This window comes from Streptomyces sp. NBC_00252, from assembly GCF_036187565.1.
Lineage (GTDB): Bacteria > Actinomycetota > Actinomycetes > Streptomycetales > Streptomycetaceae > Streptomyces.
In genome coordinates, this window is sequence record NZ_CP108087.1 from 2,368,362 (window position 1) to 2,382,140 (window position 13,779).

General features: G+C 71.1%; 10 protein-coding genes. All 10 read left to right on the forward strand.

All coding sequences use genetic code 11. The annotated features are described in order from the left end of the window. Nucleotides 1-466 precede the first annotated feature (466 nt). The 10 genes from OHT77_RS10280 to OHT77_RS10325 all read left to right on the forward strand — a co-directional run bounded on the left by OHT77_RS10280 (nucleotide 467) and on the right by OHT77_RS10325 (nucleotide 13,651). A complete protein-coding gene (locus OHT77_RS10280) occupies nucleotides 467-2,917 on the forward strand; it encodes a Pls/PosA family non-ribosomal peptide synthetase (RefSeq protein WP_328827879.1) in 2,451 nt (816 codons plus the stop codon). Nucleotides 2,918-2,961: 44 nt separating this feature from the next. Further along, a complete protein-coding gene (locus OHT77_RS10285) occupies nucleotides 2,962-5,049 on the forward strand; it encodes a non-ribosomal peptide synthetase (protein WP_328827880.1) in 2,088 nt (695 codons plus the stop codon). A 55-nt stretch (nucleotides 5,050-5,104) separates the two neighbouring features. Then, nucleotides 5,105-6,109, forward strand: a complete 1,005-nt coding sequence (locus tag OHT77_RS10290; protein WP_328827881.1) for a TauD/TfdA family dioxygenase — start codon at nucleotides 5,105-5,107, stop codon at nucleotides 6,107-6,109. After that, entirely contained in the window at nucleotides 6,106-7,134 is a 1,029-nt protein-coding gene (gene sbnB, locus OHT77_RS10295; protein ID WP_328827882.1) for a 2,3-diaminopropionate biosynthesis protein SbnB, read from the forward strand. Before OHT77_RS10290 ends, sbnB begins: the two co-directional genes overlap by 4 nt. 32 nt (nucleotides 7,135-7,166) lie before the next feature. Next, nucleotides 7,167-8,141 carry a 2,3-diaminopropionate biosynthesis protein SbnA gene (sbnA, locus tag OHT77_RS10300; protein WP_328827884.1) on the forward strand — a complete coding sequence of 325 codons (975 nt, stop codon included), beginning with the start codon at nucleotides 7,167-7,169 and terminating at the stop codon, nucleotides 8,139-8,141. Between the two features lie 91 nt (nucleotides 8,142-8,232). Beyond that, on the forward strand, nucleotides 8,233-9,867 hold the full coding sequence (locus tag OHT77_RS10305) for an acyl-CoA dehydrogenase family protein (protein WP_328827885.1): 1,635 nt from the start codon (nucleotides 8,233-8,235) through the stop codon (nucleotides 9,865-9,867). Between the two features lie 205 nt (nucleotides 9,868-10,072). Next, complete coding sequence (locus tag OHT77_RS10310; protein ID WP_328827886.1) at nucleotides 10,073-11,362, forward strand: GAF domain-containing protein; 1,290 nt, start codon at nucleotides 10,073-10,075, stop codon at nucleotides 11,360-11,362. 200 nt (nucleotides 11,363-11,562) lie between these two features. Continuing rightward, complete coding sequence (locus OHT77_RS10315) at nucleotides 11,563-12,822, forward strand: hypothetical protein (RefSeq protein WP_328827888.1); 1,260 nt, start codon at nucleotides 11,563-11,565, stop codon at nucleotides 12,820-12,822. Nucleotides 12,823-12,867: 45 nt separating this feature from the next. Continuing rightward, on the forward strand, nucleotides 12,868-13,440 hold the full coding sequence (locus OHT77_RS10320) for a GNAT family N-acetyltransferase (RefSeq protein WP_328827890.1): 573 nt from the start codon (nucleotides 12,868-12,870) through the stop codon (nucleotides 13,438-13,440). A gap of 127 nt (nucleotides 13,441-13,567) precedes the next feature. After that, nucleotides 13,568-13,651, forward strand: a complete 84-nt coding sequence (locus tag OHT77_RS10325; protein WP_309500612.1) for a putative leader peptide — start codon at nucleotides 13,568-13,570, stop codon at nucleotides 13,649-13,651. Nucleotides 13,652-13,779: the final 128 nt, after the last annotated feature.

Here is a 13,779-nt window from a genome sequence, read left to right on the forward strand (position 1 = left end):
CATCCCCTGGGGGCGTCGGCCGGGCGGGACGCCCTCGGGGGCGGTCGTGTCATGCTCGCGCTGGCCGAAAATAATCCCCCGGGCATTCGAAGCCGCATTCGATACTTTCGCGCTTGTTCCGGAAAGTGTCCCGGTGGGGACTTCAGCCGTCAATTCCTGTTGACCCGCACTCCGGCCGGCGAAGACGAAAAAGCGCCATTGACCCCAACAGCCTTGACCCGTTCCAGAATGTCCAGAAATAATCCGGACTGCATTCGTTGCGCGCGTCGGGGCGGCGCCAGCGCACACGACTCGGGGGAAATGACATTGGGTCCATGACCGGGACCCCGTCCATTCGGTAACTCTGCAGACGATGCAGAACTTCACTCTCAGGAATTTCCACTCACCTCACCCGTTTCGCGTGTGCCGTATTCGTCTTTGGCGATTGGCAATTCAAAGACAATGATCAGCACCAAGGAGCCACGTGGTGGGAAAACCCGGCACCGTGACCGAGACCGTCCTCGCGGAGGTCCTGGCCGGTGTCGTACGCAAGGAAGCGATACCTCTCGACAGTCACTTCTTCGACGACCTGGGCGCCAACTCGTTGGTCATGGCACATTTCTGCGCCCGGGTCAGAAAACGCGAGGATCTGCCGTCGGTGTCGATGCGGGACGTCTACGGATATCCCACGATCCGCAGTCTGGCGGCCGCAATCGCCGACACACCCGAGCCCGTCGCGCCGGTTCAGGCCGAGGCGCCGCCGGCCGGGAGCACGGGCCGCTATCTGCTCTGCGGAGTGCTTCAGTTCCTGGTTTTCGCGCTGTATTGCGTGCTCGCCGGGATCGTCACCGGGCAGGGCTACGAATGGGTTTCCTCGGGTAACGGCGTGGTGCAGGTCTATCTGCGCTCCGCGATATTCGGCGGCGCGGTGTTCGTCGGTGTGTGCACGGTGCCGGTGGTGGCCAAGTGGGTTCTCGTGGGCCGCTGGAAGGAGACCGAGTTCCCGGTCTGGGGCCTGGCGTACGTCCGGTTCTGGACGGTCAAGGCCCTTCTGCACGCCAACCCGATGATCCTGTTCGCCGGCAACCCGGTCTACGTCCTCTACCTGCGCGCCCTCGGCGCCCGCATCGGCAAGGGCGTCACGATCCTGTCCCACTCCGTCCCGGTCTGCACCGACCTGCTGACCATCGGGGACGGCACGGTCATCCGCAAGGACACCTTCTTCCTCTGCTACCAGGCACGCGCCGGCCGCATCCGCACCGGCCGGATCACCCTCGGCAGCGAGGTCTACGTCGGCGAGAAGACCGTCCTCGACATCGGCACGGTCATGGGCGACGGGTCCCAACTCGGCCACTCCTCCGCCCTGTACGACGACGCGCACGTACCGGCGGGCCAGCGCGTGCACGGCTCCCCCGCGCAGCCCACGGACGTCGACTACGTCCGCGTCCCGCACGCGACGTGCTCGACCTGGCGTCGCTTCGGCTACGGCCTGGGCGCGATCCTGCAGATGCTCCTTGTCTACGTCCCGCTCGCGGTCGGCGGCACCTACATGGTGCTGACCGTCGTCCCGGCCCTCGACCGCCTGCTGGATCCGGACACCCAGGACCTCAACTCCGCCCGGTTCTACGGCGAGGCGCTCGCCCTGTCGCTCGTCGCGTTCGTCGCCTTCATCGTGCTCGGCTTCGCAGCCGTGTCGCTGGTGCCGAGGCTGCTGCGCCCGCTGCTGCGCCCGGACCGGGTGTATCCGCTGTACGGCTTCCACTACTCGGTGCAGCGCGCGGTGGCGCGGATGACCAACCTGAAGTTCTTCAAGTGGCTGTGCGGGGACAGCTCCTACGTCGTCGGCTACCTGAAGGCGATCGGCTACGACCTCGGCGATGTGGAGCAGACCGGCTCCAACTTCGGTACGGAGGTGCAGCACGAGACCCCGTATCTGGCCACGGTGGGAAGCGGCACGATGGTCGCGGACGGGCTGTCGATCGTCAACGCGGACTTCTCCAGCACGTCGTTCCGCCTCTCGCGCGCCACGATCGGGCCGCGCAACTTCCTGGGCAACAACATCGCCTACCCCTCGGGCGGCCGCACCGGCGACAACTGTCTGCTCGCCACCAAGGTGATGGTCCCGATCGACGGCGAACTCCGCGAGGGCGTCGGCCTGTTGGGCTCGCCGTGCTTCGAGATCCCGCGCTCGGTGGAGCGCGACAGCCGCTTCGACCATCTCCGCGAGGGCGACGAGCTGAAGCGCCGGCTGGCCGCGAAGAACCGATCCAACCTGCGCTCGATGGGCCTCTACCTGTTCGTGCGCTGGCTGCACTGGTTCGTCCTCACGGTGCTCGGCTTCGGCGCCGTCGACCTGTACGGCGGCGAGGGCATCGGCGGCGGACTGCTGATCGGCGCGTCCCTGATGCTCGGGCTCGGCTTCACCGCCGGGTACTACGTGCTGGTGGAGCGGCTGGTCGGCGGATTCCGGCCGCTGGAACCGAAGTTGTGCTCGATCTACGACCCGTACTTCTGGTGGCACGAGCGGCTGTGGAAGGTGCCGGACACCTACATCCAGGTGTTCAACGGCACGCCGTTCAAGAACCTGATCTGGCGGCTGCTGGGCGTACGGATGGGACGCCGGGTCTTCGACGACGGCGCCTACATCACCGAGCGCTCGCTGACCGCGATCGGCGACGACTGCACGCTGTCGGCGCACACCAAGGTGCAGTCGCACTCGCAGGAGGACGGCACCTTCAAGTCCGAAATGATCACCATCGGGGCCGGCTGCACCCTCGGGGTGGGGGCGCTCGTCCACTACGGCGTCTCGATGGGTGACGGGGCCGAACTGGCCGCCGACTCCTTCCTGATGAAGGGCGAGGAGATGCCCGCGCGGTCCCGGTGGGGCGGGAATCCGGCGGTGGCGCCACGGCGCGCCGGACAGCACATGGCTCCCTGACGGCTCGTGCCGCAGGGGGAAGGAACCAGGGGGGAAAGAGAACGATGGAGATCATTCCGCGGTGGACGCTCGCTCCGGTGCCCGGTGTGGCGGAGCACGAAGTGCCCCTGCCCGACGGGGTGTCGGCCGAGCCCGCCGCACTGAAGGCCGCCCACGCCAAGGTCCTCGGCGCGCTGTCGGGTGAACCCGCCGAGGAGGACCCGGCGTTGCAGGTGAGCGTCACCGGCCGCACGCTGCGGCTGCGGTACCGCACCGACGTCCTCGACGCGGAGGCCGCCGCCCGCATCGCGGGCTACCACCTGACCGTCCTCACCGAGCCGGACCGGCCGGTGCTGCTGTCGGACGCCGAACTCCGTTTCCAGCTCGACGCGTTGGCGGGCCCGCGGCGCGAGCTGCCGGACCGGCGGGTGCACGAGCTGTTCGAGGACATGGTGGCGGTGTGCCCGGACGCGGTCGCCGCGGTGCAGGGCGACCGGCAGTGGACGTACCGGGAGCTCAACTCCCGCGCGAACCAGCTGAGTCGGGGCCTGCTCTCCCGGGGGCTGACCCGCGAGGGTGTCGTCGCCGTGGTGCTGGAGCGGAACCTGGACTGGATGGCCGCCGTGCTCGCCGTGTTCAAGGCGGGTGGGGTGTACCTGCCCGTCGAGCCGCACTTCCCGGCCGACCGGGTGGCGAGAGTGCTCCAACGGGCCGGGTGCGCCCTGGTGTTGACCGAGCGCGGCAGCGACGGCTCCCTCGGCGACCCGTCCGACCGGACGCTCTACGTCGACGAGGTGTACGCCGAGGGCCACTCGGACGGCGACCTCGGCATCACGGTCACGCCGGGTCAACTGGCGTACATCTACTTCACGTCGGGCTCCACCGGCGAGCCCAAGGGCGCGATGTGCGAGCACGCGGGTTTCCTCAACCATGTGTTCGCCAAGCTCGACGACCTGGGGATCGGCGCCGGGCAGGTGGTGGCGCAGACCGCGCCGCAGTGCTTCGACATCTCCCTGTGGCAGCTGGTCTGCGCGCCGCTCGTGGGCGGGCGGACGCTGCTGGTGGAGCAGGACGTGATCCTGGACGTGGCGCGGTTCGCCGACACGGTCGAGGCGGGGCGGGTCAACGTCCTCCAGGTCGTGCCGTCGTATCTGGAGGCCGTGCTCGCCGAGTTGGAGCGGCAGCCGCGCCGGCTCCCGGATCTGCGCTGTGTGTCGGTCACCGGGGAGGCCGTGAAGAAGGAGCTGGTGGACCGCTGGTTCACCGCGCGGCCCGGGGTGCGGCTCGTCAACGCCTATGGCCTGACGGAGACTTCGGACGACACCAACCACGAGGTGATGGACCGGGCACCGGACGGCGACCGCGTCCCGCTCGGCCGGCCCGTCTCCAATGTGCGGGTGTACGTCGTCGACGAGGACCTGGTGCCCGTGCCGCTGGGCGCGCCCGGCGAGATCGTGTTCTCCGGTGTGTGCGTGGGCCGGGGGTACGTCAACGACCCCGAGCGGACGAAGACGGCGTTCACCGAGGACCCGTACCGGCCCGGTGAGCGGCTGTACCGCAGCGGGGACCACGGGCGCTGGCGTCCTGACGGCAAGCTGGAGTTCCTCGGGCGCCGGGACAGCCAGGTGAAGATCCGCGGGTTCCGCGTCGAGATCGGCGAGATCGAGAACGCGCTGCTGCGGGTGGACGGGGTGCGGGACGGCGCGGTGGTCGTCGTGCGCGGCACGCAGCTGGTGGCGTTCTGCACCGGCCCGCGGCCCGTGGCGGCCGGCGCCGTGCGGGAGCGGCTCGCGGAGTCGCTGCCCGCGTACATGGTGCCGTCGGTCGTGCACTGGCGGGCGTCGCTGCCGCTGACCGCCAACGGCAAGACCGACCGCGGGACGCTCACCGCGCTCGCCGGTGACCTGGACGCCGTGGGGGACGGGCCGGACACGCCCGCCGAGCGGCGGCTCGCGGCGGCCTGGGCGGTGGTCCTCGGCATCCCGGCCGACCGGATCGGCCGCCAGGACCACTTCTTCGACCGCGGCGGCACCTCGCTGGCCGCGGTGAAGCTGGCGGTCGCCCTCGACCGGGCGATCAGCCTCAAGGACGTCACCCGCCACCCGGTCCTCGCGGACCTGGCCGGACTGCTGGACCCGCCGGTCTCCTCCTGAGCCCAGCCGCACCCCCGGCCGAATGATCGACAGCACCACCGAAAGGAACACCGAGATGTCGCTCTCTTCCGCGACGCTGCTCCACTCCGTCGCCCTGGGCCCGGACACTCCGCCGCTGCTGCACGCCGACGCCGGCGGGGACCCGGTCGGCTGGGCCGCCGGGCACCGTGACGCGCTGCGTGCCGTCGTCGCCGAGCACGGCTGTGTCCTGGTCCGCGGGCTCGGCCTCGCCGACCCGACGGGCGCCGAGGCCGTCTTCCGGCGGCTCGCGAACTCCCTGATGGCCGACCGGGAGCCGTTCGCGCCCCGCCGTACGTACGCGGAGGGCGTGTACTCCGCCACGAAGTGGCCGACCGACCAACCGATGTGCCAGCACCACGAGTTGAGCTACGCCCTGGAGTTCCCGGGGCTGCTGCTCTTCGCCTGTCTCGAGGCGCCGACGGAGGGCGGCGCGACGCCGGTCGCCGACGCCGAGGCCGTCCTTCAGTCACTGCCCGCGCCGCTCGTGGAACGGTTCGAGCGGGAGGGCTGGATGCTGACGCGGACGTACCACGACGAGATCGGGGCGTCCGTCGCCGAGGCCTTCGGCACCGACGACCGCGCCGTCGTCGAGCGCTACTGCCGGGCCCAGGGCATCGAGTTCGCCTGGCAGCACGACGGCTCGCTGCGCACCCGCCAGCGCCGCGCCGCCGTGCTCCGCCACCCGGTCACCGGCCGCCGCTGCTGGTTCAACCAGATCGCGTTCCTGAACGAGTGGACGATGGAACCCGAGGTCCGCGAGTACCTCGTCGACGTCTACGGCGCGGACGCGCTCCCCTTCAACACCCGCTTCGGGAACGGCGATCCGATCGACGCGGGCATCGTGACGGCCGTCAACGAGGCCTACGACCGGCATGTGCGGCGCGAGCCGTGGCGCTCGGGGGATCTGCTGCTGGTGGACAACATCCGTACCGCGCACGGCAGGGAGCCGTTCGAGGGGCCGCGCGAGGTGCTCGCCGGGCTCGGCGATCCGGTGCGGCCCGGCGACCTCGTCCCGTCGGCCGGCGGGAGGGCGACATGAGCATCGAGACGCCTTCCTTCTCGGTCATCAGCGGCGAGCAGGTCCAACAGGCCCTGGCCGGGCGGGAGTCGGAGATCTGCGCCCTGGTGGAGGCCACCTACCGGCTGCACGGCGCGGGTGACTCGGTGAACCCGCCGTCGTACTTCCTGCGCTTCCCGGACCGTCCGTCGTCCCGGATCATCGCGCTGCCCGCGTCGCTCGGGGGGCCGTCGCGGGTGGACGGGCTGAAGTGGATCTCCAGCTTCCCGGGGAACACCGGGTCGGGGCTGCCCAGGGCCTCGGCGGTGCTGATCCTCAACGACCCGGACACCGGCTATCCGTATGCCTGCCTGGAGAGTTCGGTGATCAGCGCGGTCCGTACGGCGAGTTCGGCGGCGCTCGCGGCCGACAAGCTCAGTCAGGGACGGACCCGGCCGCCGCGGGTCGGGTTCGTGGGGACGGGGCTGATCGCCCGCTACATCCACACCCATCTCCGCGCCACCGGCTGGGAGTTCGAGGAGACCGGCGTGTACGACCTGTCCGCGGAGAGCGCGGAGGGGTTCCGGGGCTACCTGGAGCGGTCGGAGGCGCCGGGGCGGGTCACCGTGCACGACAAGCTCGAAGGTCTCGTGCGCGCCAGTGACCTGCTGGTGTTCGCGACGATCGCGGGCAGCCCGCATGTGCACGACCCGGCCTGGTTCGACCACCATCCGCTGGTGCTGCACGTGTCGTTGCGGGATCTCGACCCGGCGATCCTGCTCGCCTCCGCGAACTTCGTGGACGACGTCGAGCACTGCCTGAAGGCCGACACGTCTCCGCATCTGGCCGAACAGGCCACCGGGGGGCGGGAGTTCATCGACGGCACGCTGGACGACGTACTGACCGGGCGGGTGACCGTACCGACCGACCGGACCGTGGTGTTCTCACCCTTCGGGCTCGGGGTGCTCGATCTCGCGGTCGGCAGGTTCGTCCACGACGAAGTGGTGCGACGGGGTGAACTCCACGTCGTCGACGGGTTCTTCCACGAGCTGCGCCGGTACGGCTGACGGCGATCGTGGCGCACCACTAGGGGGAGAACATGGCTGTTATTTCCGATCCCGCGGAGTTCAACGAGGACGACCTCTACGTCGACCTGCGGGCCGCGCTGGAACTGCCGCTCTATCTGAAGTGCGAGGGGTTCAACTTCGCCGGCTCGGTCAAGCTCAAGGCGGCGACCGAGATGGTGGACGCCGCCGAGCGGGCCGGGATCCTGCGGCCCGGCTCGGTGCTCGTCGAGTCGTCGTCCGGGAATCTGGGCGTGGCGCTCAGCGTGCTCGCGGCCAGCCGCGGTTACGGCTTCCTCTGCGTCACCGACAGACGCTGCAACGTGCCGACGGTGCAGCTGATGGAGGCGCTCGGCAGCCGGGTCCACGTCATCGACCAGCCCGACACGCACGGCGGCTTCCTGGGCGCCAGGATCGGGTACGTACGGGCGCTGTGCGCGTCCGACGAGCGGTACGTATGGCTCAACCAGTACACGAACCAGGGGAATTGGCGGGCGCACTACCGCACCACGGCACCGTCCATCGCCCGCCGGTTCCCGCAGCTGGACGTGCTGTTCGTCGGCGCCGGGACGACCGGGACGCTGATGGGCTGCGCGCGCTGGTTCTGGGAGTGGCGGCGCCGGGTGCGGATCGTGGCCGTGGACGCGGCCGGTTCGGTCACGTTCGGCGGGGAGGCCGGGCCGCGGATGATCCCGGGGCTCGGCACCAGCGTGGCGCCGCCGTTCCTCGACACGTCGTACATCGACGACGTGATCCATGTCGAGGAGCCGGACACCGTGCAGACCTGCCGTCGGCTGGCCGCGCGGGGCTTCCTGTTCGGCGGGTCCACCGGCACCGTCGTCAGGGGCGCCGAGCAGTGGCTCGCGCGCAACGGACGGCACGGCACCACGGCGGTGGCGATCGCCCCCGACCTCGGCGAACGCTATCTGGACACCGTGTACCGCACCGGCTGGCTGGAGGAGGAGGCGCCCGAGACCGCGATGCTGGCGGCCATGTCCCGCTCGGCCTGACGTCGGGGGCGACGGCGTGTCAGGGTGGAGATCCCGCGCTCCGCAGGGTGGAGATCCAGACCACCGCCGTCCCCCCGGGTAGGTTCCAGCCATGGCACGCACCACCCACACCGTGACGAACCAGACTCCCCCACTGGTCGGCTACGACGTCTTCACCGCCGACCGCGTCCTCACGGAGGCGGTCGAACGGCACACCCCGCCCGGACTGCTGGACGAGGTCCGGGACGACCTCTCCGCGCTGGGCCGCGCCGCAGGTTCGGCCCAGCTCCAGGAGTGGGGTGCGCAGGCCAACGAGAACCCCCCGGTCCTGCGCACCCACGACCGCTACGGCCACCGGACCGACGAGGTCGAGTTCCATCCGGCCTGGCACCGGCTGCTCGGCAAGGGCGTCTCCGCCGGCCTGACCGCCGCCTGGAACCGCCCGGCAGGCCATGTCCGCAGGGCCGCCGGCTTCCTGGTGTGGACCCAGGTCGAGGCGGGCAACTGCTGCCCCCTGTCGATGACCCACGCGGCGGTGCCCGCACTGCGCGCCGACCCGGCGCTCGCCGCGGAGTGGGAGCCGCGGCTGACCTCGGTGGTCTACGACCGTGAGCTGCGGCCCGCCCATCTCAAGGCCGGTGCGGTCTTCGGGATGGGCATGACGGAGAAGCAGGGCGGCAGCGACGTCCGCGCCAACACCACGGAGGCGCGCCCGCTCGCCGAGGACGGGACGTACGAGCTGACCGGCCACAAGTGGTTCTGCTCGGCGCCCATGTCCGACGGCTTCCTCGTGCTCGCGCAGGCACCGGGCGGGCTCACCTGCTTCCTCGTCCCCCGGGTGCTGGCCGACGGCACCCGCAACGTGTTCCTCCTCCAGCGCCTCAAGGACAAGCTGGGCAACCGGTCGAACGCCTCCGCCGAGGTCGAGTTCGACGGCACCTGGGCGCGTCGGGTCGGCGACGAGGGGGCCGGGGTGCGGACCATCATCGGGATGGTCGCGGCGACCCGGCTCGACTGTGTGCTCGGCTCGGCCGGGCTGATGCGGCAGGCCGTCGCGCAGGCGGTCCATCACGCCGCCCACCGCGAGGCGTTCGGCGGCTCCCTCATGGACAAGCCGCTGATGCGCAACGTGCTGGCCGACCTCGCCCTGGAGTCGGAGGCGGCCACCGCCCTCGGACTGCGGCTCGCGGCGGCCTACGACGACGGTGGCGAACAGGAGGCGGCGTTCCTGCGGTTGGCGGTCCCGGCCGCCAAGTACTGGGTGACGAAGCGCTGTTCACCGGTCACGGTCGAGGCGGCCGAGTGCCTGGGCGGCAACGGCTATGTCGAGGAGTCCGGACTGCCGCGCCTGGTAAGGGAGTCACCGCTCAACTCGATCTGGGAGGGCGCCGGGAACATCCAGGCCCTCGACGTGCTCAGGGCGTTGCAGCGGGAACCGCAGGCGCTGAACGCCTTCCTGACCGAGGTCGGGAGGGTGCGGGGCGCCGATCACCGGCTGGACGGTGCGATGAAGAACCTGCTCGCCGAGTTCGCCGACCTGGACGGCATCGAGGGCCGTGCCCGGCGCGTGGTCGAGCGGATGGCGCTCGTGCTCCAGGGGGCGCTGCTCGTCCAGTACGCGCCGCCCGAGGTCGCCGACGCCTTCTGCGCGTCCCGGCTGGGCGGCGACTGGGGCACCGCGTTCGGCACCCTGCCGCCGAGCCTGGACCTCACGTCGATCGCCGAGCGGGCCCGGCCGGCGCTCTGAGCACACCGGCACAACGCGAGGGTGGTGCTGCGCCGACACGGCACCACCCTCGCAGCGTGGGACAAGTTTCAGACACCGTACGACCGTTCACCAGGGTTGCAGAGGGTTGCAACTTGGCCGCTTCTGTGTCCGGACTGTCTCCCTCCGTCACCGCGGAGCGGCACTATGAGAACAACAGTCGATACGGGACCGGAGAGAAGGACCCATGGCGAACCCGCCGGCCGGCCGGACGTGGCGCACCACAGTCGACGCGGCTCGGACGGCCCGGATGCTCAGCGACGCCCGGCACACCCCGCTCTCCGGACCGCGCGCCCGCACCCCGCCGCGCCCGCTGATCGAGGAGTCCTGGGAGCGCGCGTTACGCGGCGGGACCCGCCCCGACCACGATCTGCGCACCGGACTGCTGTCCCTGGAGGAGGTGGAACGGCGGCGCGGCGCAAGCCCGTTGCGGCATGTCCTGCCGGTGCTGCGCGAGGGGCTGGTGTCGGTCGCGGACGCCGCCCACCACATCGTGCTGGTCGCCGACGACGAGGGCCGCGCCCTGTGGCGGGAGGGCAGCGCGGCCGTCCTGCGCAAGGCCGACGAGGTCGGCATCGAGGTCGGCACGGACTGGCGCGAGGACGTCATCGGCACCAACGGCGTGGGCACCCCGGCGGTCGTACGACGGCCCGTGCAGGTGTTCGCCGGTGAGCATCTCTCGCACGCGCTGGCCGCGTTCACCTGCGCGGGCGCCCCGATCACCGACCCCAGGGACGGCCGGCTGATCGGTGTCGTCGATGTCAGCGGCCCGCTGGAGACCATGCATCCGGCGACCCTCGCCTGGGTCGACTCGGTGGCCAAGCTCGCCGAGGCCCGGCTGCGGGAGTTGCACATGACCTCGCTGGAGCGGCTGCGCGCGGTGGCGGCGCCGATCCTGCCCCGGATCGGCGGACAGGCCCTGGTGGTGGACCGGGACGGCTGGACGGCCGCGGTGACCGGCATGCCGTACGTGAAGCGGATCGCGCTGCCCAAGGCGCCCTCGGAGGGCCGTCGTTGGGTGCCCTCGCTCGGGCTGTGCTCGCTGGAGCCGCTGGCCGGGGGCTGGTTGATCCGCGCCGACGACGAGCCGGTGGCGGGGGCCGCCGCCCGGATCGTGCTCGACCTGACCCTGCCGCGCCGCTGGTCGGTGACGGTCTCCGGCAGCGCGGGCTCCTGGACCCATGAACTGAGCCCGCGGCACGCCGAGTTGCTCTACCTCCTGGCCCTGCACCGCGCCGGCCGCAGCGCCGCGCACCTCGCCGAGGACATGTTCGGCGACCCCGGCCGCACGGTGACGGTGCGTGCCGAGCTGTCCCGGGTACGGCGCTATCTCGGGGCGGTCCTGGAGCATCGCCCGTACCGCTTCCGGGAGGACGCCGAGGTGGAGGTGCTGCTGCCGGACGACCCGCGGAGGCTGCTGCCGCACTCGACGGCACCCGGGGTGGCCAGGGGTCGGACATCGGCCCAAGTGCCGTAGCCGAGAGGGAGACGCGGGTCAGGGCGCTGCCGCGGACAGGTGGCGCAAAAGACGCGTCCTGCGGCATCTTCCGCATATTTGCAGGGTCTTACCCATGCGGGGGCCCTGACTGCCGTAGCATCCCTCTACGGGCCACCCCACCTGCTCCCTGGTCAACGCACGGATCACCAGGCGCAGTTGGCTCGCCTCGGGAGGACACTATGAGTGCACGTGGGCGACACCGCCGGCGCAAACGGGGCAGGGCGCTGCGCGCCGTGCTGACCGGGGCCGCGCTCGGCCTCACCGCCGCCGCGACGATGATCAGCGCCTCGCAGGCCACGGTCGGTTCCGATCCCGGGGCGCTCAAGCCCCTCACCTCGGCCTCCGACCTGGGCGCTCTGCAGCTGAGGGAGCGTCTGGAGCCACAGCAGTCCCTGGACCGGCTCGCCTCGGCGATGGGCCGCCCGGTCGGTGTCGACGCCGTCCTCAAGAGCGCCGACCACACCATGCGCGACGCCTCCGACTGCACGACCGACGAGAAGTCGGCGCTGCCCGTCGAACCGGCGGCCACGCACGCGTACTGCTGGGACAGCGGCGACGCGGCCGACCCCGCCTGGACGCCACGCTCGGTGACCACCTCGGGCGACGCCGACGAGGACGGCTGGTGGGGCTCGAACCGGGTGATCCTCTCCGGCTGGACCGCGAACACCCGCGGCCTGGCCCGGGTCGCCTTCGTGAACGCCGACGACCCCGCCCGCCTCACCTACACCTGGGCCCTCCTCGCCGTACCGACCGACGGCGGACGCGACTATCACGCGCTCGTCTCCAAGATCTCCGGCATGGTCTGGTACCAGGACAAGCTCCTGGTCACCACCACCGGCGGGACCCGCGACGCGCTGTACGTGTACGACGTGAACCGCATCCAGCGGACCACGGTGACGGCCGGCGCGGTCGGCCGGGTGCGCGAGGGCTGGTCGGCCGCCGGGTACCGGTACGTGCTGCCCGCCGTCGGGTCGTACCGGATCGGCGGCGGCAAGGCGGCCGTACGGCCGACGGGTCTCTCGCTGGACCGCAGCAGCGTCCCGGACAGTCTGGTCGCGAGCGGCGCGAAGCGGCTGTGGCGCTACCCCTTCAGCCAGGACCCGGCGCGGCCGGGGCTGCTCGCCACCGACTCCGCGGGGCGCGCGGTGCCCGAGGAGGCGTACGCGACGAAGGCCGGTGGTACCGGGGGCGTGCTCGCGAACGGGTCCGCCTGGTACGTGGGCGGCTCGCCCGGGAAGGACGACGCGCGCGGTTCGCTGTGGCGCCAGGACACCAGCGACGCGAAGGCCACCGAGTGCGGGGCCGACGACACGCACCGGTGCTGGAGCGCGCAGACCGACTCCCTCTCCTACTGGCAGGAGACCGGCGAGGTCTGGTCGGTGTCCGGGCGGATGCTGTTCGCGCTGCCGCTGAACTCGATCGACAGCTCGCTCGGATGATCACCTGATCGACAGATCCCCGGGCCGGATGATTCCCTGACGGGCATGACGAACATGCCGGTGACCACCTGGTCCCTGGAGCAGACCGACCCGAGCGACCTCCTCCCGGCCATCGCGCCGGACGGGGACGTGCGGATCGTCCGCTCCGAGCTGCCCTCCCCCGAGTTCAGCCGCTATCTGTACGCGTCCGTGGGCGGGGACATCCTCTGGATCGACCGGCTGCACTGGACGTTCGCGCAGTGGCAGGAGCACCTGGACCGGCCGGGCGTGGAGACCTGGGTCGTGTACGACCGGGGCACGCCCGGGGGGTACGTGGAACTGGAGCCGCAGGACGACGGCGTCGTCGAGATCGTCTACTTCGGCCTGGTCCCCGCCTTCCGCGGCCGCCGCCTCGGCGGCCACCTCCTCTCCTACGGCGCCGCCCGCGCCTGGGACCTCGCCGACCGCTGGCCCGGCCTGGCCCCCACCAAGCGGGTCTGGCTGCATACCTGCAGCCTGGACGGGGTGCACGCGATGGACAACTACCAGCGGCGGGGCTTCAAGCTCTTCGACACACAGGTCGAGGAGGTGCGCCAGGCGCCCACGCCGGGCCCCTGGCCGGGGGCCTACCCTGTCTGACCTGCGCCGACAAGACGCCGTGCGCGGCTTGTGACCGACGACACCCTTGTCTCACATAACGGGACCAGGGTGTCCGCATGGCGGACGAAGCTGGACTGTGTCCAGAACGCCGTGACACGCTTCCGTCATGTCCGGAACTGGAATTGCCTTGGTGAGTCGGCGGCACGTCGACCTCGGCCGCATGTCCAGCGCCATCTGTCCGGCGGGCTAGCCGAGCCGCAGCACCGCCGGATTCCCCCGTATCTGCCTCACCTTGCGCAATGATGCGCACGTATGCCCGCATGCGCCCGTACGCGCAGGTCAGAGCCGATCACCCGCCTGTCCCGGAGGACGTAGAAC